This window comes from Pantoea sp. Ap-870 (genome assembly GCF_011752515.1).
In the GTDB taxonomy this organism is placed as follows: Bacteria; Pseudomonadota; Gammaproteobacteria; order Enterobacterales; family Enterobacteriaceae; genus Pantoea; species Pantoea dispersa.
Window position 1 is genome coordinate 26,050 of sequence record NZ_VWXG01000002.1, and the last position, 24,389, is coordinate 50,438.

General features: G+C 59.5%; 23 protein-coding genes. 15 read left to right on the plus strand and 8 right to left on the minus strand.

All coding sequences use genetic code 11. The features are described from left to right. Nucleotides 1-3: 3 nt before the first annotated feature. The 3 genes from F3J41_RS06240 to F3J41_RS06250 all read right to left on the minus strand — a co-directional run bounded on the left by F3J41_RS06240 (nt 4) and on the right by F3J41_RS06250 (nt 3,168). Nucleotides 4-1,005: an ABC transporter permease gene (locus F3J41_RS06240; RefSeq protein ID WP_164861075.1), complete on the minus strand. Its 1,002-nt coding sequence runs from the start codon at nt 1,003-1,005 to the stop codon at nt 4-6. A gap of 18 nt (nt 1,006-1,023) precedes the next feature. Further along, nucleotides 1,024-1,770, minus strand: coding sequence for an ATP-binding cassette domain-containing protein (locus tag F3J41_RS06245; protein WP_021509459.1), 747 nt, complete (start codon nt 1,768-1,770; stop codon nt 1,024-1,026). Nucleotides 1,771-2,130: 360 nt separating this feature from the next. Beyond that, on the minus strand, nt 2,131-3,168 hold the full coding sequence (locus F3J41_RS06250) for a LacI family DNA-binding transcriptional regulator (protein ID WP_166710293.1): 1,038 nt from the start codon (nt 3,166-3,168) through the stop codon (nt 2,131-2,133). A 341-nt stretch (nt 3,169-3,509) separates the two neighbouring features. Between F3J41_RS06250 and F3J41_RS06255 the strand changes: the two genes are divergently transcribed. Continuing rightward, nucleotides 3,510-4,460 carry a substrate-binding domain-containing protein gene (locus tag F3J41_RS06255; RefSeq protein WP_058758765.1) on the plus strand — a complete coding sequence of 317 codons (951 nt, stop codon included), beginning with the start codon at nt 3,510-3,512 and terminating at the stop codon, nt 4,458-4,460. 35 nt (nt 4,461-4,495) lie between these two features. Here F3J41_RS06255 and F3J41_RS06260 read toward each other — a convergent pair whose 3' ends face one another. Further along, the gene (locus F3J41_RS06260) at nt 4,496-5,359 is read right to left on the minus strand and encodes a PfkB family carbohydrate kinase (RefSeq protein WP_159377742.1); all 864 of its coding nucleotides are present in this window, start codon (nt 5,357-5,359) and stop codon (nt 4,496-4,498) included. 27 nt (nt 5,360-5,386) lie between these two features. Between F3J41_RS06260 and F3J41_RS06265 the strand changes: the two genes are divergently transcribed. The 8 genes from F3J41_RS06265 to F3J41_RS06295 are packed head-to-tail and all read left to right on the plus strand — an operon-like array spanning nt 5,387 to nt 11,875. Further along, nucleotides 5,387-6,232 (plus strand): BtpA/SgcQ family protein, encoded by an 846-nt coding sequence (locus F3J41_RS06265; RefSeq protein WP_166710295.1) that lies wholly within the window; start codon nt 5,387-5,389, stop codon nt 6,230-6,232. Next, nucleotides 6,232-6,888 (plus strand): TenA family protein, encoded by a 657-nt coding sequence (locus tag F3J41_RS06270; RefSeq protein WP_166710297.1) that lies wholly within the window; start codon nt 6,232-6,234, stop codon nt 6,886-6,888. Before F3J41_RS06265 ends, F3J41_RS06270 begins: the two co-directional genes overlap by 1 nt. Next, complete coding sequence (locus F3J41_RS06275) at nt 6,881-7,648, plus strand: ATP-binding cassette domain-containing protein (protein WP_058770147.1); 768 nt, start codon at nt 6,881-6,883, stop codon at nt 7,646-7,648. The genes F3J41_RS06270 and F3J41_RS06275 overlap by 8 nt, the downstream gene beginning before the upstream one ends. Before the next feature lie 24 nt (nt 7,649-7,672). Further along, nucleotides 7,673-8,644: an autoinducer 2 ABC transporter substrate-binding protein gene (locus tag F3J41_RS06280; protein WP_058758760.1), complete on the plus strand. Its 972-nt coding sequence runs from the start codon at nt 7,673-7,675 to the stop codon at nt 8,642-8,644. Between the two features lie 11 nt (nt 8,645-8,655). Further along, nucleotides 8,656-9,252, plus strand: a complete 597-nt coding sequence (locus F3J41_RS23385; RefSeq protein ID WP_247656255.1) for an ABC transporter permease — start codon at nt 8,656-8,658, stop codon at nt 9,250-9,252. Between the two features lie 5 nt (nt 9,253-9,257). Beyond that, a complete protein-coding gene (locus tag F3J41_RS23390) occupies nt 9,258-9,596 on the plus strand; it encodes a hypothetical protein (protein WP_371815450.1) in 339 nt (112 codons plus the stop codon). Further along, a complete protein-coding gene (locus F3J41_RS06290; RefSeq protein WP_021509450.1) occupies nt 9,593-10,537 on the plus strand; it encodes an ABC transporter permease in 945 nt (314 codons plus the stop codon). Before F3J41_RS23390 ends, F3J41_RS06290 begins: the two co-directional genes overlap by 4 nt. A gap of 3 nt (nt 10,538-10,540) precedes the next feature. Then, a complete protein-coding gene (locus tag F3J41_RS06295; protein ID WP_058758757.1) occupies nt 10,541-11,875 on the plus strand; it encodes a M20 family metallopeptidase in 1,335 nt (444 codons plus the stop codon). 144 nt (nt 11,876-12,019) lie between these two features. Here F3J41_RS06295 and paoC read toward each other — a convergent pair whose 3' ends face one another. The 3 genes from paoC to paoA are packed head-to-tail and all read right to left on the minus strand — an operon-like array spanning nt 12,020 to nt 15,773. Next, entirely contained in the window at nt 12,020-14,209 is a 2,190-nt protein-coding gene (gene paoC, locus F3J41_RS06300) for an aldehyde oxidoreductase molybdenum-binding subunit PaoC (protein WP_166710299.1), read from the minus strand. After that, a complete protein-coding gene (locus F3J41_RS06305) occupies nt 14,206-15,162 on the minus strand; it encodes a xanthine dehydrogenase family protein subunit M (protein ID WP_058770152.1) in 957 nt (318 codons plus the stop codon). Before F3J41_RS06305 ends, paoC begins: the two co-directional genes overlap by 4 nt. After that, complete coding sequence (paoA, locus tag F3J41_RS06310; RefSeq protein WP_166710301.1) at nt 15,159-15,773, minus strand: aldehyde dehydrogenase iron-sulfur subunit PaoA; 615 nt, start codon at nt 15,771-15,773, stop codon at nt 15,159-15,161. Before paoA ends, F3J41_RS06305 begins: the two co-directional genes overlap by 4 nt. 236 nt (nt 15,774-16,009) lie before the next feature. Here paoA and F3J41_RS06315 point away from each other — a divergent pair, with 236 nt between their 5' ends. The 5 genes from F3J41_RS06315 to F3J41_RS06335 all read left to right on the plus strand — a co-directional run bounded on the left by F3J41_RS06315 (nt 16,010) and on the right by F3J41_RS06335 (nt 22,508). Then, nucleotides 16,010-16,936: an aminoimidazole riboside kinase gene (locus F3J41_RS06315; protein WP_166710303.1), complete on the plus strand. Its 927-nt coding sequence runs from the start codon at nt 16,010-16,012 to the stop codon at nt 16,934-16,936. Nucleotides 16,937-17,067: 131 nt separating this feature from the next. After that, complete coding sequence (locus F3J41_RS06320; protein WP_211075110.1) at nt 17,068-18,624, plus strand: carbohydrate porin; 1,557 nt, start codon at nt 17,068-17,070, stop codon at nt 18,622-18,624. 64 nt (nt 18,625-18,688) lie between these two features. Next, on the plus strand, nt 18,689-20,059 hold the full coding sequence (locus F3J41_RS06325; protein WP_104093617.1) for a sucrose-specific PTS transporter subunit IIBC: 1,371 nt from the start codon (nt 18,689-18,691) through the stop codon (nt 20,057-20,059). Continuing rightward, on the plus strand, nt 20,059-21,468 hold the full coding sequence (locus tag F3J41_RS06330) for a sucrose-6-phosphate hydrolase (RefSeq protein ID WP_166710307.1): 1,410 nt from the start codon (nt 20,059-20,061) through the stop codon (nt 21,466-21,468). Before F3J41_RS06325 ends, F3J41_RS06330 begins: the two co-directional genes overlap by 1 nt. A gap of 29 nt (nt 21,469-21,497) precedes the next feature. Then, the gene (locus F3J41_RS06335) at nt 21,498-22,508 is read left to right on the plus strand and encodes a substrate-binding domain-containing protein (protein ID WP_058770156.1); all 1,011 of its coding nucleotides are present in this window, start codon (nt 21,498-21,500) and stop codon (nt 22,506-22,508) included. Between the two features lie 24 nt (nt 22,509-22,532). On the opposite strand, the gene F3J41_RS06340 is transcribed toward F3J41_RS06335, so the two are convergent. Then, a complete protein-coding gene (locus F3J41_RS06340) occupies nt 22,533-23,237 on the minus strand; it encodes an MgtC/SapB family protein (RefSeq protein ID WP_021509440.1) in 705 nt (234 codons plus the stop codon). 387 nt (nt 23,238-23,624) lie between these two features. On the opposite strand from F3J41_RS06340, the gene F3J41_RS06345 reads away from it, so the two are divergent. After that, nucleotides 23,625-24,317 (plus strand): hypothetical protein, encoded by a 693-nt coding sequence (locus F3J41_RS06345; RefSeq protein WP_166710309.1) that lies wholly within the window; start codon nt 23,625-23,627, stop codon nt 24,315-24,317. The last annotated feature ends 72 nt before the right edge of the window (nt 24,318-24,389 follow it).

Genomic DNA, 24,389 nt, shown 5'->3' on the forward strand with positions numbered 1-24,389 from the left:
GGGCTATCCTTTGGCGGGCGCGCGGCTCGGGTTGAGAATGCGGGTGTTGAGCCAGATGGCGAGCAGAATGATGGTGCCAGTGGCGATCTGGGTATAAAACGGCGAGATATGCGACAAAATCAGGCCGTTCTGGATAATGGCAATCGACAGCGCGCCGAGCAGCGTACCGATCACGGTTCCAAAGCCGCCAAACAGGCTGGTACTGCCCAGCACCACCGCCGCAATCACCTGCAGTTCAAAACCTTCGCCCTGGTTAGAAGAGCCGCTGCCGAGGCGCGCGGTGATGATCATGCCAGCCAGCGCCGCCGCCATACCGCTGAGAATGTACACTTTCATGGTCACCGCTTTGGTATTGATACCGCTGCGGCGTGCGCCTTCCGCGTTGGCACCGATGGCGGTGACGTAGCGGCCAAAGCGCAGGTGATTAAGCACAATGTGACCGGCCAGCAGCACCACGATGCCGATCAGCGCCGGCATGGGAATCCCCAGCACCCAGGCGCGACCCATAAAGGTGAACAGGCTGTCAGCCGGCACCGGAATCGAATAGCCCTGCGTCACCAGCAGCGCGATGCCGCGCACCACCGCCAGCGTGGCCAGCGTGACGATAAATGCCGGTATCCCTTCCCAGGCGATAAAGAAGCCGTTGATGGCGCCCACCAGCGCGCCGAGCAGCAGCCCGCCAATCAGCACCACCGGCCACGGCAGGCCCCAGTTATTAAGCGCAATGGCCGACAGCGCGCCCACCAGCGCCAGCGTCGAGCCGACCGACAAATCGATGCCGCCGGTAGTAATCACCAGCGTCATCGCGGTGGCGACGATCAGCAGCGGCGCGCTTTGCCGGATGATATTCAGCCAGTTGGTACTGGTAAGAAAGTTGCTGGTGATCAGCGAAAACACCACGCAGCAAAAGACAAAAAACAGCGCGATGCTCACCACACCCGAATGGTTATGCAACAAGCGGCGCGGCAGAGAGTGCTGGATCATGCGTGAACTGCCTAAATTCATGATGCTCATCCTGTTACCTCAGTGTGCTGCCGCGGACTGCGCGGTAAATTTCTCACCCACGATCAGGTTGACGATATCGCTCAGGCTGGTGTCCGCCACGCGGCGATCGGCCACGTTAGTGCCCTCGTACATCACCATGATGCGATCGCACACCAGGAACAGATCCTGCAGCCGGTGGGTGATGAGGATCACGCTGACGCCGCGCGCCGACACGCGGCGAATCAGCTCCAGCACCGCCTCGACTTCCGCTACCGCCAGCGCGGCAGTGGGTTCATCCATAATCAGCACTTTAGGATCGAACGCGGCGGCACGGGCGATAGCAATCGCCTGACGCTGCCCGCCGGAGAGGTTACGCACCAGCAGACGGGTATCAGGAATCGAGATGCCCAGACCTTTCAGCATCTCACGCGCCTGCGCATGCATTGTGGCCTGATCGAGAAACGGCACGCCGAGGATGCGTCTGGTCGGTTCGCGGCCCATGAACAGGTTACCGGCCACGTCGACCGTGTCGCACAGCGACAGATCCTGATAAACCATTTCGATATGGCAACGGCGCGAATCCGCCGGATTGCTGAAGTGCTGCTGTTCGCCATCAATGCGGATCGCGCCGCTGGTAGGGATCACCGCGCCGGACAGCACTTTGGTCAGCGTCGATTTGCCGGCGCCGTTGTCGCCCACCAGACCGAGCACTTCACCGGGGGCCAGCTGCAGATTGACGCCGCGCAGAGAACGAATTGAGCCGTAGGTTTTGGTGATGTTAATCATCTCCACCCGGGCCGGAAGAGCTTGTAATTGCTGCATTGGATCACTCCCATCAACGCCTGTGGGAAATGTTTAGCCGGTCGCGAAAAAGAGGCTATCTGACACGATTTACAATCTAGTAAACCGGTTTACCTGTCAGATAAACCCTTAATTCACAGCAACAGGGTAAACGCTACAATGATATTTACTCGCCAGGTATGACATTGCAGCATCCATGCCAGCCTGAATAACAGGCACTGCACTCGCGGCTAACTTGTTGTAATACATCGTATGTTATGTAATCAGCAAGTAAACCGGTTTACTCACTATACCGCTAACGGAAAAAATCGCTCACTTTTTGCGCCATGATTGTGCAGTTTTGCCTCATTTTGGGACATCGCTAACAAATCCCACCGAATCGCGACCAATCCATTCCACCGGTAAACGTGTCTCCATCGGGATGCCGCTCTCGTTGTTGAGCAGGCGCAGCATAATGCTTACCGCCGTGTGGCCCAACTGGCGCGCTGGCTGGCGGATGGTGGAGATACGCGGCTGTGTCAGATCGCTGTAGTTGGCGTCATCGAAGCCGACCAGCGACAGCGCCGCCGGTGCCTGCAGGCCGATGGCGCGCAGACCGTCGAGCAGTCCCAGCACCAGATAGTCACTGGCGGCGAACACGGCGCTAGGGCGCGGCGTGCAGCGGAACAGGTGCTGCAACGCCTGCTGACCAAATTCGCGTTCGTAGTTGCCATACATCACCCATTGCGGCGGTACGGTTAAACCGGCCTGCTGCATCGCGGTGCAAAAGCCAAGATAGCGTTCGCGCACGCTCATCAGCTGCTCCGGGCCGCCGATAAACGCAATCTGCGTGTGCCCGGCGGCGATCAGCTGCTCGGTTGCCATGCGGCCACCCTGCACGTTATCTGCAAAGACCTTCGGCACGTTACTGCCGGGAATGTCTTCATCCAGCAGTACCACATGGCGCTGGCGCTGGATCTCGTCGCGCAGCAGGCCGTTGTCCGGCCGGTTGGTGGTGAACAGCAGGCCATCTACCTGGCGCGTATCCAGCCAGCGGATAAACTGCGCCTCTTTGTCCGGATTGTTGCGCGTGATGCACAGCACCAGACTGTAACCGTGTGCTGACGCCGCTTCTTCGGCGGCATCCGCCAGTTCGGCAAAAAACGGGTTAGTGATATCCGGCAGCACCAGGCCTAAGGTTTCGCTGCCGCCTTTGCTTAAACGCCGCGCAAGAGAATTACCGCGATAGTCCAGCGTGCGGATCGCGCTTTCAATGCGGTCAACGGTGTCCTGCGGCAGCACAATACTGTGATTCAGATAGCGTGACACCGTGGCTTTTGACAGGCCAGCCAGCTTTGCCACGTCAGATAACAACACGCGTTTTGTACTCATCCATTTCGCCATGTTTGCCGGGGTGGCTTATCTGTAACACAGTTAAGCGCGACTAATACAGCGCTTTCCCGATTGCGTTGCTGGAGAAATAAACACTTGACAAAAAAATTCGTCGGGCGAATTGTATAAAGCGTTTACCGCAGTACCGGGATTAACTTCCCAACCCGACATTGTTTTTTTTCACCCCGCACTCCCAGTGGATGGGATGCCGAAAAAGACAACGCCGGCGGCATCAAAACACGGCATTATCGCCGTGCTCAGAATCATTGAACTGATATTTACCTGCCAAAAAAAACGCTCAGCGGTACGTCGCTGAGAAGCGCTGGTTATTATTATTCCCGACGAGGAACTCAATGATGTCATCTTTCAGCGGAAAACTGCGTTCACTGTTCATCGCGAGTGGTTTACTCGCCGCAGGTTCATTATGCGTTCAGGCTCACGCCGCACCCACTTATGCGTTAGTCCAGATTAATCAGCAGGCGCTGTTTTTTAACCTGATGAATCAGGGCGCGCAGGAAGCGGCCAAAGCCAGCGGTAAACAGCTGGTAATTTATAACGCCAACGATAATCCCGTGGCGCAAAACGATGCGATTGAAAACTATATTCAGCAGGGAGTGAAAGGCATTCTGGTGGATGCAATCGATGTCAACGGTATTATGCCAGCGATAAAAGAAGCCGCAGCGGCGAATATTCCGGTGATTGCGATTGATGCCGTATTGCCTGCCGGTCCGCAGGCAGCGCAGGTGGGGGTAGATAACCTCGAAGGTGGAAAAATCCTCGGTAAATACTTTGTCGATTATGTTGCGAAAGAGATGGGCGGCAAAGCGCGACTGGGAATTGTCGGCGCGCTCAATTCGGCCATCCAAAACCAGCGCCAGAAAGGCTTTGAAGAGACGATTAAAAGCAATAGCCAGATAACGGTCGCCGATGTGGTCGATGGCCAGAATATTCAGGACAACGCCATGACCGCTGCCGAAAACCTGATTACCGGCAACCCGGATCTCACCGCGATCTATGCCACCGGCGAGCCGGCGCTGCTGGGTGCCATTGCCGCAGTAGAAAACCAGGGACGGCAGAAGGACATCAAGGTATTCGGCTGGGATCTGACGGCAAAAGCCATCAGCGGCATTGACGGTGGCTACGTTACCGCCGTGCTGCAGCAGGATCCGAAGAAAATGGGTGAAGAAGCACTGAAAGCGCTGAATAGCCTGACGGCCGGTAAAACCGTGAGCAAAACCATTCTGGTTCCGGCCACGGTGGTGACCAAAGCCAACGTCGACAGCTACCGTTCGCTGTTTAAGTAACCGCCAGGCGCAGACGCGAACGTCTGCGCCCAGGCTTAGCGCTGCGCCAGAATACGTTGTAATTCATCAGCATCGGGAAACGCGTTCAGCGTGCCAGTGCGACTGACGGTGATCGCCGCCGCCGCGCTGGCATGCTGCAGCGCCAGCAGGTCGGGCGCGACGCCGCGCAGCAGGGCAGACGCCAGCAGCACGGCGAGGAAAGTGTCACCGGCGCCGGTGGTATCGACGGCCGCGGCAGTGTTCGCCGGGCAGAACACGCGCTGATTGCCGCGCATCAGCAGCGCACCGGCGGCACCCTGGGTAATCACCAGCGTGTTAACGCCGGTGGGTTGCAGCAGATCGGCTTCCGGTTGATTGACCACCGCGATGTCAATCAGCGGCCAGAGATCGGCGAAGTCCGGATTGACCGGTGAAGGATTAAATACCGTGGTTAAGCCGTGCGCTTTTGCCCAGTTAAATAACCGGCGGGTTTTATCCACAGAAAAATTGCCCTGCTGCAGCAGAATATCGCCGGCAGCGGCATCGGCTAAGTAAGCCAGGATAATATCGGCTGCCAGCGCGTCGGCCGCGGCGGTGGTAGTAATAATGGCATTATCGCCGTCGCTGCTATTAAAAATAATTGAGGTGTCACTGTGAGCAGACAAAAACTGAGGCGGCAGTAAGGTTAATCTTTCGTGCCGGATGCGTTCGCGGATCCACTGGCCGTTAATATCATCGCCAGTGGCGCTAATTAAGCGCGTATCGATGCCGCAACGCGAAAGTACGATTGCCTGATTGGCGCCTTTGCCACCGATATCCTGCGCAATTTTGCTGCCATGAATTGATGCGCCTTTTTCAGGGAGTTGATCGATGGACCAGGTTTCATCCACCACAATATTGCCTGCAACATAGACACGCATAGTTTTCTCGTTAATAAGGTGAAAGAGATGGCTTCTATATCAGCAGAAAAAAGTAACGCGATACAAGATATTTTTTCACGCAGTAAAGCGGTGATTGGGGTTATTCACTGTGATGCCTTTCCCGGCTCGCCGAAATATCGCGGTAAACCGGTGAGTGAAATTATCGATTGCGCCCTGCGCGATGCGGATAATTATCTGGCTGGCGGCGTGCACGGTTTAATTGTTGAGAATCATGGCGATATTCCCTTTGCCAAGCCCTATGATATTGGTCCGGAAACGGCGGCATTTATGGCGGTGATCACCGATAAAATCCGCGAGCGTTTTGCTGCACCGCTGGGAATTAACGTGCTGGCCAATGCGGCAATCCCGGCAATTGCCACGGCATTAGCCGGCGGGGCGGATTTTGTGCGCGTTAACCAGTGGGCCAATGCCTATATCGCCAATGAAGGTTTTATCGAAGGGGCAGCCGCTAAAGCGCTGCGCTATCGCAATCAGCTGCGGGCCGATCATATCCGCGTATTTGCCGATAGCCATGTTAAACACGGCAGCCACGCGATTGTCGCCGACCGCTCGATTCAGGAGCTGACGCGTGACGTCGACTTCTTCGAAGCCGATGCGGTGATCGCCACCGGCCAGCGCACCGGCGACAGCGCCACGCTGAGTGAGATCGACGAAATCCGCGCCGCAACTGCCTTGCCGCTGCTGGTGGGCTCAGGCGTGACGCCGGACAACGTCTGTCAGATCCTTGGCCGCACGCAGGGGGTGATTGTCGCCAGCACGCTGAAAGTTGATGGCGTGTGGTGGAACCCGGTGGAACTGGCGCGCGTGAAGCACTTTATGGCGGTGGCGCAGGCTGCGCTGGAGGAGGCGTGATGGAAAGCTTCAGCGATCGGCTGCTGACGCAGCATCAGGTGCTGTGGCAGGCGATGCAGCAGCACCGCTTTGTCGTCGACATTGAGCACGATCGGCTGCCGGCCAGCGTGTTTAATCGTTATCTGGTGTTTGAGGGTAACTTCGTCGCCACCGCCATCGCTATTTTTGCGCTGGCGGTGAGCAAGGCGCCCGGCATTCGTCAGCAGCGCTGGCTGATTGGCGTGCTCAATGCGCTGGTGGATACGCAAATCGCCTGGTTTGAGGCGGTGCTGGCGCGGCGCGGCATTCAGCCGGCGGATTACCCGGACGATCTGCCCGGCGTCAGCGCATTCCGCGATGGCATGCTGAAAGTCGCGCAGCAGGGCAGCTATGCGGAAATCATCACCCTGATGTTCGGTGCCGAGTGGATGTATTACCACTGGTGCCTGCGCGTCAGCGCGCAATCGCAGCAGGACGCTGACGTGCGCCGCTGGGTAGAGATGCATGCCGAAGACGAGTTCCATCAGCAGGCGCAGTGGCTGAAAACCGAGCTGGACCAGTGCGCACTGACGCTCAGCGCGGCGCAACAGGCGCAGCTGTCGCAGCTTTACGCCCGCGTGCTGCAGTGGGAGATCGATTTCCACAGCGCGGCTTACCCGGAGAGCGCCCATGACTAGCTGTTTCATCGAAGCGCGCAACATCGGCAAACGCTTCGGCGCGTTAACGGCGCTTAGCCAGGTCAATCTGTCGATCCATCGCGGCGAAGTGCTGGCGCTGCTGGGTGACAACGGCGCAGGCAAATCGACCTTTACCAAAGTGTTATCCGGCGCGTACAGCGCCAGCGACGGCGAGCTGTGGGTAGACGGCAGGGCGGTGAAATTCACATCGCCGCGCCAGGCCGCCGAGCACGGTATTGCCACCATCTATCAGGAGCTGGCGCTGGCAGAGAATCTGTCGATTGCCGAGAACGTGTTTCTTGGCCGCGAGCTGAAGCGCCGCGTGCTCGGCATTCCTTTTCTGCGCCGCCGCGCGATGCGCGAAACGGTGGATCGACTGCTGACCGAACTCGATGCGCACATTTCCGATGCCGAAGCGGCGGTTGGCAGTCTGTCCGGTGGCCAGCGCCAGGCGGTGGCGATCTGTCGCGCACTCAATCTCAACGCGCAGCTGGTGATCATGGATGAACCCACCGCCGCGCTGGCGGTCGCGGAGACGCAGAAAGTCCTGCAGCTGACGCGCCGCCTGGCCGAACGCGGCTGCGCTGTGGTGCTGATCAGCCACAACATCAGCGATGTGTTTGCCGTGGCCGATCGCATGGTGGTGTTTCGTCGCGGCCGCAAAATCGCCGAGCGCCGTCACGCGGACACCACGCCGGACGAAATCGTTGCACTCATTACCGGTGCGCATCCTGATGCGCGCATTTTCGAAAACACCTAAGCACTCACACCAGGGGAAATCATCATGCATCGCATTGCTACTGCTGTTTGTTCGCTGTCGTTGCTGGTATCGGGTTACGCCTTCGCGGCACAAAAGGTGGCCTTCGTGCCGCAAATCATCGGTATTCCCTATTTTCAGGCGATGGAGGCGGGCGGCAAGCGCGCCGCGCACGATCTCGGCGTGGAGTTTGTCTACAGCGGTCCGGTAGATACCAACCCAATGGATCAGCTGCAGATCGTGCAGAACCTGATTGCGCAGAAGGTCAATGCGATTGGTATCAGCGTGCTGGATGCCTCCAGTATTGCGCCGGTGATGGCGCAGGCGCAGGCGAGTAATGTGCATCTGTTCACCAGCGACAGCGATGCGCCCGACAGCGGGCGGCCGGTCTATGTGGCGCAGGCCACCGATGAGGGCCTGGGCGATACGGTGATCGATGAGATGGTCAAACGTGTCGGCGAGCGCGGCAAAATTGGCATCGTCTCCGGCGAAGCCACCGCGTCCAACCTCAACAGCTGGATTGGCTTTATGCAGCAGCGGGTGAAAAGCAAATATCCGCACATTACGCTGCTCAAACCCCAGTATGCCGGCGGTTCCGCCAGCCGCGCGGCGCAAATCACCACCGATTTGATGTCCGCTAACCCCGATCTGAAAGGGGTGATTGCCATGGCCTCCACAACCTGTCCGGGCGTGGCGCAGGCCATCGAAACCGCTGGCAAAAACGGCAAGGTAATTGGCAGCGGTTTCTGCAGCCCGAACACCGCGCGCGCCTACCTGAAAAGCGGGGCGTTTGGCTACACCGTGCTGTGGGACCCGGAAAAGCTTGGCTATCTGACGGTGTGGGCGGGCAAACAGCTGATCGACGGGAAAGCGTTTGCCGCCGAAAACCACGTTCCCGGCTTTGCCCAACCGGTGACCTTTGACAGCAAAACCGGTGTGCTGCTGCTCGGCAAGCCGGCGGTGTTCACCAAAGATAACGTCGACCAGTTCAAATTCTGACGAGGCCTGTGATGCATATGACTTCGCGGGAAATCGTCCTGCTGGCGATCGCCGTGCTGGCTGGCGCCTGCTTTACGTGGTTTTCGCCGTGGTTTGCTACCGCTGACAACCTGCTGACCATTCTGCGCAACAGCAGCGAACTGCTGTTGATCGCGCTGGGTATGACGCTGGTGATCGCCATGGGCGGCGTGGACGTCTCGGTGGGCGTGGTGATGGGCGTGGCTGCGTGGGGTGTCGGACAACTGCTGATGCTGCAATCCCCGCTGCTGGCGGCGCTGGCCGGACCGCTTATTGGCCTGCTGGCAGGGCTGATCACCGCGCTGGTGGTGGTGATTGGCCGCATTCCGGCGATTGTTGGCACGCTGGGGCTGTTCGGCGTCTGGCGCACGGCGCTGTTTGTGTTGCTGGGCGGGCAGTGGCTTTCCGGTCTGCCGGGCGATCTGACGCACGCGCTGATGCGGCCGCTGCTGGGGCTGCCGCTGATGGCCTGGCTGATTGTCGCGGCCTGGGCGCTGGTGTGGCTGGCGCTGCGCCATACGCCGTACGGGTTATGGCTGCTGGCCGCCGGCAACTCCGAAGAAAAAGCGCGGCTGGCGGGCATTCGGTAACACAGGTGCGTGTCGCGACTTTTGCCCTCAGTGGCGTGCTGTGCGGCCTGGCCGCCACCTGCTACATCGCCACCTATCGTAACGTGGAGATGACCGTCGGCGGCACGCTGGCACTGGAGGCGATTGCCGCGGTGGTGCTGGGGGGCACGCGCATTACCGGCGGCTCCTGCAGTCTGCTCGGCACGCTGCTCGGCGTGCTGCTGTTGCGCATTCTGCAAAATGGCCTGCTGCTGATTGGCGTGCCCTCGCTGTGGCAAACCGTGGTCACCGGGGCGGTGCTGCTGCTGGTGCTGAGCAGTGAAGCAGCCAGTGGGCGGCTGTTATCGCTAAGGAGGCTGGCATGAAACTGTGGCGCAAAGCCCCCGATCTGACGCTGCTGCTGGCGCTGTGGCTGTTGCTGCTGGGGGCCATCGCGATTGTGCTGCCGCAGATGCTGGCGGCATGGTCGCTGACCTCCATCCTGCAGTTTGCCACGCTGTTGTCGCTGGTGGCGCTCGGGCAGTCGCTGGTGGTGATGACTGGCGGCGGCGGCATTGATTTGTCGGTTGGCGGTAACGTTTCGCTCTCGGCGGTCATTGGCATGCTGGCACTCGATCAGGGCATTGCGCCCGGCTGGCTGCCGCTGATTTGCCTGCTGAGCGGTAGCCTGGCCGGCGCGCTGAACGGCCTGCTGGTGGCGCGCTTACGCCTCTGGCCGCTGATCGTTACGCTGGGCAGTTTTTATCTGTTTTCCGGCCTGGCGCTGGCATTAACCGGTGGTGCGGCGCTGGCCGGCGTGCCGCCGCTGCTTACGCAGTGGGGGCGGGCGGCCATGCTGTCCGTTCCGTTGCCTTTCTTAACCTGTGTCATCCCGGCGTTTCTGCTGGCGTGGCTGATCCTCAGCAACAGCGCGTGGGGCAAATGGATCTACGCCTGCGGCTTCAATGAGCACGCCACGCGGCTGGTGGGCATTCCGGTCGATCGCCTGCGGCTGCTGGTTTACTGCCTGAGCGGCGCGCTGGCGGGCTGCGCCGGCTTTATTTCCCTGTGCTGGCTCGGCAGCGCCCGCCCGGAAATCGGTGTCAATCTTGAGCTGGAATCGCTGACTGCCGCGCTGCTGGGTGGCGTGGCGATCTTTGGCGGGCGCGGCAGTGTCATCGGCGTTCTTGCCGCCGCGCTGATGCTGGTCACCCTCAAAACCTGCATGTTGCAGCTGGGGCTGAACAGCGTGTGGCAACTGGGCGTGGTGGGCATGCTGTTAATCATGGTGTTAATGGCACAACGACTTTTTATCTATCGGAGATAACACATGAGTCTGACTGAAAAAATTAGCGCACACGTCGATGCCAGCGCGCAGCGTATCGCGCAGACATTATGCGACCTGCTGGCGTTTCCCTCGGTGGTAAAGGTCGATCCGCGCGAGGCCGGGCCAGGCGAGCGCGACTGCCAGCGCTATCTGCAGCAGCGGCTGATGGCGCTGGGCATGGACACCGATTTGTGGGATCCGGATGGCCCGGCGCTGTACCAGAAGTATCAGGGCCGCCCGGGCGCCAATAAAGGCCGCACCTTCGAAGGCCGTCCCAATCTGGGCGGCACCCTGAGCGGATCCGGTGGCGGCAGGTCGCTGATGCTTACCGGCCATATTGACGTGGTACCACCCGGTCCGGCTGAGCACTGGCACAGCGATCCTTTTGTGCCGGAGATCCGCAACGAGGCGGTGTATGGTCGCGGTGCGGTGGACATGAAAGGCGGCGTGGCCTGTATGCTGATGGCGGTGGAGCTGCTGCAGGACCTCAACGTGCAGCTGGCCGGCGACGTGGTGTTCACCACGGTAGTGGATGAAGAGATCGGCGGCATGGGCTCGCTGGCAATGGTGGATCGCGGCTTCAAAGCCGATGCCGGTATCATGACGGAGCCCACTGCCAACCGCATCGCGCCGATTTGCCACGGCATTTTGTGGGCGCGCATCATTCTGGATGGCATCGGCGGCCATGCGGAATTAACGCCGAACAGCTGGGACAGCAGCGGTCCGGTTGATGCCGTGATGTTGTGTCGCCAGATGCTGGACGGGCTCGATGTGCTGAACCGCCGCTGGCAGACGCAGCCCGACAAAAACCATCCACTCATGGATCTGCCCAACCAGATTATCGTGACGCAGCTGAAAGTGGGCGAGCACCCGGCGTCGATTGCCGGCCGCGCCGAGATCGTCATCGACGTGCAATATCTGCCGGCAGAAAAGGATGAGATGGGGCTGGGCGGTAAGGTAAAACAGGAGATTGAGGCGCACGTGGCGAAGGTATGCGCGCTGGATCCTTACCTGGCAAAGCATCCGGCGCGCGTGGAGTGGATACTGGACGCCGACTGCGCCGAGATCCCGGCCGATCATCCTTTTGTCAGCGCTTTTCAGCAGGGCGTGAGTGACGCGGCACTGAGCCCGCAGCTGGCCGGCTTTGGTGCCCACAGCGACATCGGCCTGCCCAGCACGTTAGGCCAGACGCCGACGGTCAACTTTGGTCCCGGCGATCCGGCGCTGTCGCATCAGCCTAACGAACATGTGCCGATTGCCGATCTGGTGGCCTGCACCAAAGCCATTGCGCTAACGCTGGTGCACTGGTGCGGGCTGGCGAAGGAAGCGGGGCGCTGAGAGCATTAACTACCGCAGTGACGCTGGCCGCAGAGGGCCGGCGTCACGCGTTAGCGCATTCTGTCACTGAGCAGTCCTGACGGCTTAGCCACTTACGCTTTCCACCCTCCGCCAGCCAGCATGCACTGGCGGAAGGGACCTGCATTACGGCTGATCGGGCAGCGCGGCGAGTAACTTATCCAGCGTCACCGGATAGTCTCTCACCCGAACGCCGGTGGCATTGTAGACCGCATTAACCAGCGCAGCACCGACGCCACACAGCCCCAGTTCACCAACGCCTTTGGCTTTCATCGGCGAAGAGACCGGATCGATATCATCGAGGAAAATCACCTCCTGCTCGGGCACATCGGCGTGTACCGGCACTTCATAGCCTGCCATGTCGTGATTGACGAAGTAGCCGAGCCGGGTGTCCACCGCCAGCTCCTCCATCAGCGCGGCGCCGAGGCCCATGGTCATCGCGCCGATCACCTGACTGCGCGCGGTTTTGGGGTTGAGAATGCGCCCCGCGGCACATACCGCCAGCATGCGCCGCACGCGCACTTCGCCGGTGGCGCTATCGACCGCCACTTCGACAAAATGACCGGCAAAGGTGGATTGCTGGAAGGTTTTGTCCAGATCGCCGAATTCCATGGTCTCTTCCGCCATCAGCGGACCCGCCGCAGTGAGCGGCAGGCGCTGCCCGTTGGCGTGAATGTGCCCATCGGCAAACTCTGCGCTTTCCGCATCCAGACCCAACTGTGCGGCAACCTTCTCGCGTAGCCGGACGCAGGCCGCATAAACCCCGGCCGTGGAAGTATTGGCTCCCCACTGGCCACCCGAACCCGCCGAGACAGGAAACGCCGAATCGCCGAGCCGTACGCTGACCTGCTCAATCGGCACGCCCATCATCTCGGCTGCCGTCTGGGCAATGATGGTGTAGCTGCCGGTGCCGATATCGGTCATGTCGGTTTCGACAGTGATTGTGCCTTGCGCATCCAGCTGCACGCGCGCGGCAGAGGGTGCCAGCAGGTTGTTACGGAAACCGGCTGCCACGCCCATGCCCACCAGCCAGCGCCCCTCGCGCCGCTGCCCGGGTTTAGCACAGCGCTCCGCCCAGCCAAATTTGCTGGCGCCGGTGCGCAGGCATTGCACCAGCTGGCGGCGTGAAAAGAAGCGCTCCGGATGCAGCGGATCGACCTGTGTATCATTGATGATGCGAAACTCAACCGGGTCGATACCGGCGATGGCGGCCATTTCATCCATGGCAATCTCCAGCGCCATCAGACCGGGTGCTTCACCCGGCGCACGCATCGCGTTGCCCTCGGGAAGATCGAGTTCGGCGAGGCGCAGCCCGGTAAGCCGATTGGCGGCGGCGTAGAGTAATTCAGTCTGCTGCACCGCAGTTTCCGGCGTTCCGCCCGGCAGATTACCGGACCAGCTTTCATGGGCAATGGCGGTGAGATGGCCTTGCGCATCGGTAGCTAATCGGATGCGCTGCCGCGTCGCTGGCCGGTGCGTAGTGTTGTTGGGGATCATCGGGCGCGGCACCATCACTTTCACCGCGCGTCCCACGGCGCGCGCGCCCAGAGCCGCCAGCAGCGCATCGCTTCGTAAAAACAGTTTGCTGCCGAAGCCACCGCCGACGTAAGGAGACAGCACGCGCACCTTTTCCATCGGCATGTCGAGCGTGTGCGCCAGGTCGGTATGGCACCAGTTAATCATCTGATTCGAGGTCCAGACCGTCAGGTGATCGTCCTGCCACAGCGCCATGGAAGCGTGCGGTTCCATTGCCATATGGCTTTGATCGGGCGTGGTGTAGGTGGCGTCCAGCGTAAAGGCTGCGCAGTGCAGGGCAGCATCGACGTCGCCCAGTGTTTTATCCGGCTCTCCTTCGGGTGACGTTGTCACCTCTGGCTGGGCCGCTGTGAGATCGTAAGCTCCCGTTTCAGCCTGGCAGTTAACCTTAACCAGCTGCGCGGCCGCACGTGCCTGCTCGAAGGTCTCCGCCACCACCAGCGCCACAGCCTGGTGATAGTGTTCGATTTGATTATTTGCCAGCAGCGTCGCAGTGTTGCGCTCTGCCTTGTTGAGTTTGCCGGCGGTTGCTCCGGTGACGATACCGAGCACGCCCGGTGCCTGTGCTGCGGCGTGGGTGTCAATCGAGAGAATATTGCCTTTGGCAACTGGTGCGCCGACCACATAACCGTAGGCCGCATCCGGTGCTTCAGCATGCCATTCATAGGCGTAATGCGCCGAGCCGGTGGTTTTTAACGGCCCGTCGATGCGCGCCAGCGGCTGGCCGACGACGCGCTGCCGATCGATAGGATTGGCGGTTGCTGGTGTGTCAAATTTCATGCGTTGCTCCTCGCTTCCGCGATCGCTGAGGCGAGCGTACGCTGCGCCAGCAACAGTTTGTATCGGTTGGCTTCAGTGGGACGCGCATCAGCAAACAGCACATCGCAGACTGCCTGCGCCCCGTGAGGAAGCTCAGCATCCGCCGCCGCGCTGCGCCACGGCTGATGGGCCACGCCGCCGACGGCCACCCGGCCGCTACCCTCAGGCAGGATAACCGCTGCAACTGAGACCAGCGCAAAGGCATAAGAAGCGCGATCGCGCACCTTACGGTAAATGTGGGTGCCACCCAGCGGTGCAGGCAGGGTGACCGCGACGATCAGCTCACCCGGCTGCAGCACGGTTTCGATATGCGGCGTGTCGCCCGGTGCGCAGTAGAATTCAGCGATGGGAATGGCGCGCTGGCTGCCATCAGGGCTGACGGTTTCAATCACCGCATCCAGCAGTCGCATCGCCACCGCCATATCGCTGGGATGGGTGGCAATACAGGCTTCGCTGACACCCACTACCGCATGCTGGCGGCTGAATCCTTCGCGTGCGGCACAGCCCGTACCGGGCTGACGCTTATTGCAGGGTTGATTAACATCGTAAAAATAGGGACAGCGCGTGCGCTGCAGCAGGTTGCCGGCGGTGGTGGCCTGATTGCGCAGCTGGCCAGAAGCGCCTGCCACCAGCGCGCGCGTCAGCACGGCATAGTCGCGCCGGATGCGCGCATCTGCCGCCAGATCGGTATTGCGCACCAGCGCACCAATACGTAAGCCGCCCCCGGCGGTGGGTTCAATGCTGTCCAGCGCCAGTCCGTTAACATCAATCAGGTGCGACGGGGTTTCAATTTCCAGCTTCATCAAATCGAGCAGATTGGTACCGCCGGCAATAAACCGTGCGCCCGGATGCTGCATCGCGCTGCTGGCAGCCTGTGCGGGCGTCGCTGCCCGTTCAAAGGTAAAGGCTCTCATGCTTTCTGGCCTCCGGCGTACTCTTCAATGGCGGCAAGAATGTTGGCATAGGCGCCGCAGCGGCAGATGTTGCCGCTCATGCGTTCACGAATCTCTTCATCGCTCAGCGCTGGCGCGGCAGTCAGATCGCCCGTGACATGGCTGGGAATGCCCGCCGCAATTTCCTGCAGCACCGCCAGCGAGGAGCAGATTTGCCCCGGCGTGCAGTAGCCGCACTGATAGCCGTCGTGGCGGATAAAGGCGGACTGCAGCGGGTGCAGATCATCAGGCGTGCCGACGCCTTCAATGGTGGTCACTTCGGCATCCTGCTGCATCACCGCGAGAGTGAGGCAGGCGTTGATGCGCCGGCCATTGACCAGCACGGTACAGGCACCGCACTGACCGTGATCGCAGCCTTTTTTGGTGCCGCTCAGATGTAAATGTTCGCGCAGCGCGTCCAGCAGCGTGGTACGGGTATCCACGTTAAGCTGCTGAGGTTCGCCGTTCACCTGCAGCGTGACCGGCACCGTGACGGGGGCCGGCCCGGTGGCACCGGCTGTCAGCCGGGCTCGCTCTGTCTCTTCCTGCTGCGGTGAATACCGCTGCGTCTTCTCATCGCGTGGGTTGCTCATGCCTTTGCCTCCGGACAAGTGGCGAAATGAAATCTCAATGACACCGATTTTTATAAGGTTTTGGAAAACTTTAAGCATAGACGTCAATACGCAGACGACCATGCGGCAGGGCGAAACCGATCCCAGCAACGGACAAGTCTGAAGCCTGTCGGTCTGTTCACGGTGACAAATACCCACATTCATGATTAATATGCATGCTTTGCTAAACCGTTTTAGCGATTAGGTGAGACTGAATCATGATGAAACGTATCTGGTGTCTGGGTGATGCCGTAGTGGATTTGCTGCCTGATGACGCAGGCCGTTTGTTGCAGTGTCCCGGCGGCGCGCCCGCCAATGTGGCAGTGGGTATCGCCCGGCTGGCGGGCAGTAGCGGATTTATCGGACGGGTGGGCGACGATCCTTTTGGCCAGTTTTTGTGTCGCACGCTGGCGCAGGAAAAGGTGGATGTTTCCCATATGCGCAAAGATGCGCAGCAGCGCACCTCCACGGTGGTCGTGGCCCTGGATGAGTACGGCGAGCGTACCTTCACCTTCATGGTGCGCCCCAGCGCCGACTTATTTCTCACGCCAGACGATTTGCCGCGGTTTCAGTGTGGCGAGTGGCTGCACTGCTGTTCGATTGCGTTACTCACCGAGCCGTCGCGCACGGCGGCGTTAACCGCCATGCAGCGTGTGCGTGAGGCGGGCGGTTTTGTCAGCTTCGATCCCAATATCCGTCTTGATTTGTGGTCCGATGCGGCGGAGTTGTTGCAATGCCTCAGTGCGGCCCTGCAACGGGCGGATGTGGTGAAGCTCTCCGTGGAAGAACTGGCCTTTATGACGGACACCGCCGACATTGACAGCGGCATCGCGCAACTGGCGCAGCGCTTCTCTCTTAAATTGTTATTAGTCACGCAGGGCAGCGCTGGCGTGCGTGCTTATTTTGATGGCCGGCAAACTCACTATCCCGCGCGCGCGGTGATCAGCGTGGATACCACCGGTGCCGGCGATGCCTTCGTGGCGGGACTGCTGTGGGAACTGGCGCAGCGGGGTTTGCCGGCGGATGAAGCGCAGCTGGCGGCCTGCCTGCGCACGGCGCAGGCGTGCGGGGCGCTGGCCACCACCGCCAAAGGCGCGATGACCGCGTTACCCAACTATCAACAGTTACAGCAGCACGGTATCTGACCCCGCCGTTTTCCCTGTTTTGCGATGTATCTCACATCCACTAAATCGGTTTAGCAAAATCCATTGCGCTTTAAAAATCGGCACCGCTATGATGCGGTGCCTAAACCGGTTTAGCAAAAAAAATACATCTGATGATAGCCTTGCCTCAGGGATGCAAAACAGTGAAAAAAAGTATAATCGCGATAACCCTTAGCACCGTATTAGGCTCAGGCTCAGCCTGGGCGGCTGACGACATGAGCAGTATTGAAGCGCGCCTGGCGGCGATGGAAAAACGGCTGGCCGCGGCTGAACAGCGTGCCAGCGTGGCGGAGCAGCGCGCGCAGGCAGCGGAACAGCAGGTGCAAAAGCTGGCTGCGGTGCAGCAGCAGAACCCGACGCCGGTTGCCGTGGCACAGACCGAACCGCAGGCCGCTCAGCCTGTTGCGCCCGCCGCCAGCAGCGAGTCAGAGGGCTTTGAGTTTCATGGCTACGCGCGTTCTGGCCTGTTGATGAACAGTTCCGCTGCGAAAACTCAGGGCGGGCCCACCGTCACGCCAGCCGGTGAGACCGGCGGTCACGTCGGGCGGCTCGGCAATGAGCCGGATACCTACGTTGAACTTAACCTCGAACATAAACAAACGCTGACCAACGGTGCCACCACGCGCTTCAAGGCGATGCTGGCCGACGGACAGCGCACCTACAACGACTGGACTGCCGCCAGCAGCGATCTCAACCTGCGTCAGGCGTTTGTCGAGCTGGGGCAGCTCCCGACCTTCACCGGCGCGTTCAAAGACACCACGGTGTGGGCCGGTAAACGTTTCGACCGCGATAACTTCGACATACACTGGATCGATTCCGATGTGGTGTTTCTCGCCGGAACCGGGGCCGGTATTTACGACATGAAGTGGGGCGATGACGCCCGCAGCAACCTGTCGATTTATGGCCGCACCTTCGGGGACATCGAAAATAACGATAACACCGCGCAAAACTACATTCTGTCGCTGAATAACTTCGTCGGGCCGCTGCAGCTGATGGTGAGCGGCATGCGCGCGAAAGATAACGATCAGCGCACCGATATTGACGGCAACCGCGTGAAAAGTGATGCCGCCAGTGACGGTGTGCACGCCCTGGTCGGATTGCACAACGACAGCTTCTACGGCCTGGGTGAGGGTTCAGCGAAAACCGCGCTGCTGTACGGTCATGGCCTCGGTGCAGAAGTGAAGAGTATTGGTTCCGATGGCGCGCTGTTGCCGCAGGCGAATACCTGGCGGCTCGCCAGCTACGGCATGACACCGCTGGGCGCTGGCTGGCACATCGCGCCTGCGCTGCTGGCGCAGAGCAGCAAAGACCGCTATGTCAAAGGCGACAGCTATGAGTGGGCCACCGTGAACCTGCGCCTGATTCAGGAATTTACGCAGAACTTTGAGATGCAGTATGAAGGCTCATATCAGTACATGGATCTGCGGCCTGAAGGCTATAACAATCGTCAGGCCGTCAGCGGCAATTTCTACAAGCTCACCGTCGCCCCCACGCTCAAAGCCAGCGATGTGGGCGAATTCCTCAAGCGTCCGGAAATCCGCCTGTTCGCCAGCTGGATGGACTGGGATCATCGTCTGGATAACTACGCCAGCGATGACGCCTTTGGCAGCACCGGCTTTAAGTCCGGCGGCGAGTGGAACTTTGGCGTGCAAATGGAAACCTGGTTCTGATGAAACGGCCCGCGTGCGGGCCGCTTAGCGCATGATGGCATAACAACCAAAAACAGAGGTTACTATGGATTTTGTTACTCTTTCCCGGTCGCTGCTGCCGCTGCTGGGAGGCCGGGAAAATATCGCCAGTGCAGCGCACTGTGCCACACGTTTGCGCCTGGTACTGGTGGATGATGCCAAAGCCGACACCGCCGCGATTGGCAAACTTGACGGGGTGAAGGGCTGTTTTCGCAATGCCGGACAGCTGCAGGTGATTTTTGGTACCGGCGTGGTGAATAAAGTGTATGCCGCGTTTATCCGCGAAGCTGGCATCAGTGAAACCAGCAAGTCGGAAGCGGCGGATATCGCTGCGCGCAAGCTCAATCCGTTCCAGCGCATTGCGCGTCTGCTGTCGAACATTTTTGTACCGATCATCCCGGCGATTGTGGCCTCTGGCCTGCTGATGGGACTGCTCGGCATGGTTAAAACCTACGGCTGGGTTAACCCCGATAATGCGCTGTATATCATGCTGGATATGTGCAGCTCGGCGGCCTTTATCATCCTGCCGATCCTGATTGGCTTTACCGCAGCACGCGAGTTTGGCGGAAACCCGTTCCTCGGTGCCACGCTCGGCGGCATTCTGACCCATCCGGCGCTCACCAACGCCTGGGGCGTGGCGGCCGGCTTCCATACCATGAACTTTTTCGGTATCGAAGTGGCGATGATCGGCTACCAGGGCACGGTGTTTCCGGTGCTGCTGGCGGTGTGGTTTATGAGCGTGCTGGAGAAGCAGCTGCGCCGGGTAATTCCGGACGCGCTGGATCTGATCCTGACGCCGTTCCTGACGGTGATTATCGCCGGCTTCGTTGCGCTGCTGGTGATTGGTCCGGCAGGGCGGATGCTGGGCGACGGTATTTCATTCGTCCTCAGCACGTTGATTGCCCATGCCGGCTGGCTGGCCGGACTGGTGTTTGGCGGGCTTTACTCAGTTATCGTGATCACCGGCGTGCACCACAGCTTCCATGCGATTGAAGCCGGGCTGTTGGGCAATCCGGCGATTGGCGTCAACTTCCTGCTGCCGATTTGGGCGATGGCTAACGTGGCGCAGGGCGGTGCCTGTCTGGCGGTGTGGTTTAAAACCAAAGATGTGAAAATCAAAGCCATTTCGCTGCCGTCCGGCTTTTCAGCGCTGCTGGGTATTACCGAGGCGGCGATTTTCGGTATCAACCTGCGCTTTATGAAACCCTTTATCGCCGGCCTGATTGGCGGCGCGCTGGGCGGGGCCTGGGTAGTGTCGGTGCATGTGTACATGACAGCTGTCGGTCTGACCGGGCTCCCGGGCATGGCGATTGTGCAGGCCAGCTCATTGCTTAATTATGCCATTGGCATGGTGATTGCCTTCAGCAGCGCATTTGTGATCTCTTATCTGCTCAAATACAAAACGGATGCGGAATAATGGCGGCTTCTACATTGTTACCCGATATTTTACAGGCGGTGATGCGCGGTCAGCCGCGCGCGCTGCGCGACCCGCATTATCCGGGCTGGCATCTGGCGCCCGTCATCGGATTGCTTAACGATCCGAACGGCTTTATTCACTTCGCCGGGCGTTACCATCTGTTCTATCAGTGGAATGCGCTGGGCTGTCAGCATCAGCATAAATGCTGGGGCCACTGGAGTTCCGCCGATCTGCTGCACTGGCAGCATGAACCCATAGCGTTAATGCCGGATGAAGAGTATGACCGCAGCGGCTGCTATTCGGGCAGCGCCGTTGATGATAATGGCGCGCTGACCCTGATCTATACCGGCAACGTGAAGTTTGCCGATGGTTCGCGCACCGCCTGGCAGTGTCTGGCGGTGCAGAATGCGCAGGGCGGCTTTGACAAACTCGGGCCGGTGATCGCGCTGCCCGACGGCTATACCGGACACGTGCGCGACCCGAAAGTGTGGCGGCATGGCGAGCACTGGTTCATGGTGCTGGGTGCGCAGGATCAACAAAAGCAGGGCAAAGTATTGCTGCTGCGCTCGGCGGACCTGCGTGAGTGGCACAATCTGGGCGAGATTGCCGGCAGCGGCCTGAACGGGCTGGCGGCAGCCAGTTACATGTGGGAATGCCCGGACATGTTTACCCTCGGCGATAGCACCTTCCTGATTTGCTGTCCGCAGGGGCTTGCCCGGGAACAGCATCGTTTTCTCAATGCACATCCGAGCGCGTGGCTGTCCGGCGATCTTGATTACGCTAACGCCCGCTTTAGCCATGGCGAATTACATGAGCTTGACGCCGGTTTCGAATTTTACGCGCCGCAAACCACGCTAACCGCCGACGGACGCCGGCTGCTGGTGGGCTGGATGGGCGTGCCGGACGGCGAGGAGATGCTGCAGCCCACGGTGGCCAATGGCTGGATCCATCAGATGACCTGCGTGCGCGAACTGGGCACGCGCGATGGCCGGCTGTTCCAGCGTCCGGTCACTGAACTGCAGGCGCTGCGCAGCGCTGAACAGCACTATCAGGGGCCAGCCGCCGATGCGCCGGTCATTGATGCGCAGCGGCTGGAGTTACTGCTGAGCGGGCAGGGCGACATCACCCTGAACTTCGCCGACCAGCTACGGCTGGAGTGGCGCGCCGACGGGCTGCGGCTCGCGCGGCGCAGTCTGGCAAACGGCGAGTGGCAGTTCCGTTACTGGCGCGGCGCGGTGAATCAGCTCCAGTTACTGTGCGATCACTCAAGCGTCGAGATTTTCATTAATGAAGGGGAAGGGGTGATGAGCAGCCGCTACTTCCCGGCGCATCCGGCGCAATTAACCCTGACCGGACACGCAGAAGTGACGGCGCGCTACTGGTCGTTGCGGCCGTGCATGGTAGAATAAGTCATTGTTTCCTTAACCGATGCACTGACGTGAGAAAAACCAAACGCGTTACCATAGCGGATATCGCCGCGCTGGCGGGGGTGTCCAAAGCCACCGCCAGCCTGGTGCTGAATGGCCGTGGCAAAGAGTTGCGCGTAGCGAAAGAGACGCGTGAACGGGTACTGACGCTGGCGCGCGAACATCACTATCAGGCCAGTATCCACGCGCGCTCGCTGCGCGATAATCGCAGCCATACGCTGGGTTTAGTGGTGCCGGAGATCACCAACCATGGTTTTGCCGTGTTCTCGCACGCGCTGGAAAATCTGTGTCGCGAGGCGGGCTTACAGCTGCTGATCTCCTGCACTGACGAGAACGCCGGGCAGGAGCGGGTGGTGGTGGATAATCTGGTGGCGCGTCAGGTGGATGGGCTGATCGTGGCGTCCAGCATGTTAAGCGACAGTGACTACGTCAAACTGAGCGATCAACTGCCGATTGTGCTGTTTGACCGCTACGTTAATGATACGCAGCTGCCGCTGGTGATGACCGATTCGGTCACGCCGACTGCCGAGCTGGTGGAACGGCTGGCGCGTGCCAATCCGGATGAGATTTATTTCCTCGGCGGTCAGCCGCGTCTGTCACCCACCAAAGATCGTCTGGCCGGTTTTATGCAGGGTCTCGAACGGGCAGGTGTGACGCCGCGGCCGGAGTGGATCATTCATGGCAACTATCACCCGAGCAGCGGTTATGAAATGTTTGCCGCACTGTGCGCCCGGCTGGGGCGTCCGCCCAAAGCGATTTTTACCGCCGCCTGCGGTCTGCTGGAAGGAGTGTTGCGTTACATGAGCCAGCATCACCTGCTGCACAGCGACATCCGCGTGGCCAGCTTTGACGACCACTACCTGTATGACTCACTGACACTGCCGATCGATACCGTCGAACAGGATGTGCCGCGCCTGGCGCAGGAGTGTTTTACGCTGCTCACTACCATGATTAACAGCGATGAACCCATCAGCCAGCATACCGTGCTGCCGGCAACGCTGCGGCTGCGCTTTGGCAGGTAGCGCAGCCGCATCGCGTTTAACGACTCAATCGGTCTCCGGCTCACACACCTGCCATCTGACCGAGCTGACGCCTTTTTCCAGGCTGATGCGGCTGACCAGATTTTCCAGCTGATCGGTCAGGCTGGGTTTACCCAGCACTTCCGCATTCACCGCCATGCGGTGTGAGGGTTCCAGATCCTCACTGTGCAGGGATTGCAGCCGCAGACCGCTGCCGCCAAGGCTATGCAGCATCAGGCTGCGCACCTGCACCTCATCGGCCGCCAGACAGATGATCTGCACTTTGTAATACTGGCTGGCGTCTTCCGCAGTAATGATGCTCTGCCGATTGATGCCCTGTGCCAGCTCGCGCAGCAGGATGTTGGCGCACAGAATAACTACGCAACCGATGCCTGCCTCCAGCAGCAAGCCCATGCTGCATAACACGCCAATCGCCGCGGTACACCATAGCGTGGCGGCGGTGTTAAGGCCGCGCACATTCAGGCCATCGCGCATGATGACGCCACCGCCGAGGAAGCCAATGCCGGAAACCACATAGGCCGCGACGCGCGAGGCATCTGCGGCAATTCCCGGTACGCTTTGCGTCATCAGCACAAACAAACAGGCACCGGTGCTGACCAGCGCATTGGTGCGCAGCCCGGTCAGGCGCTGGCGCAGCTGGCGCTCGCTGCCAATTAGCGCGCCCAGAATCAGCGCGACCGTGACGCGCAATAAAAAGATTTTCCAGTCCATGTCAGACCTCACTCCATCACCGCCGGGCAATGGATATTCAGGGTTATAAGAATGGATTACAGCGGGGCCAGACAGAACGCAGGAAAAAGGGGGAGGAAAATCCACCGTCTTAACGCAGGGCTAAGACAGCGATGAGGCTATCTCAGCATCGGCACCGATTGTAATCGTGTGGGACAGGTGTCCAATTGTGTATCCTCATCAGTAAAAATTTCGCCGGCATTGTAGACGCTTTGCTCCGTCAGAGCGAAGACAAATCGCGCATCGTTTAAGCGAGGTTGAATAGGCATGAGATAATCACGCGTTTTCACCACAATCAGGCTGGAGTATCTGCTAAAAAACGTTTCATAATTAATTATCTGCGCTCATCCAAATACCCTAAGGTCTGACATGCAACCAATCAGTCTGCAAACCCGGTACCGTTCTGCAAACGAGAACACCATTGCGCTGTGGGCGAAAAATGCAGGCATCGGGAACATCCGTGAAGAGAACTATTACGATCCGGTAAAACTGGCGCTTGCCGCAGGGATAAAGCCGTCAGTTTCCTTACCGGTGTTACGTCTGATTGATGAATTGCAACGACTCACGCAGGCAGATCCGCTTGCCGATACGCTGCCAGCGCAAGGCCTTCATTTTACTTTTTTGCCTTTGACTTTACCGCTGTATGACGTCAACGAGTCTCTACCAGCGAAAGTGGTGCAATTGACCACGATCTGGCAGGAATTTGCTGCGAAAAAAATCGTTATCCGGGATCTGTGCTTAGTGGCGTTGCCCAGTCAGTTATTGCTTGCGGGTATACCTGATACGCCTGCGATTGCCATGCGCCAGTTATTCTGCGACAAGGTTCTGGATTCAGACTGGAAAAATGAATTGCTGATGCGGCATGGCAACAGCCCGTTGCCGGCACCATTCTGGCACAGCACGTTACTGCGCTACAGCGCTGAGTTTTTACCCGCAGTTTTGCGTCAATTCTTTTATGAACGTCAGGACATCAATTTCGGTGCGGTGGCGGGAGAATTGATGCTGGCGAAGGCTAACTACAACTGGACAAAGTGTTATCCGTTATTGCCGGCGAGGGTTTGAAGAATGGTGAGTGCGCCATAACTTGCAGCCTTAAAAAAATGGAGCTGTGAGTGGATACTACTGATTTACCTT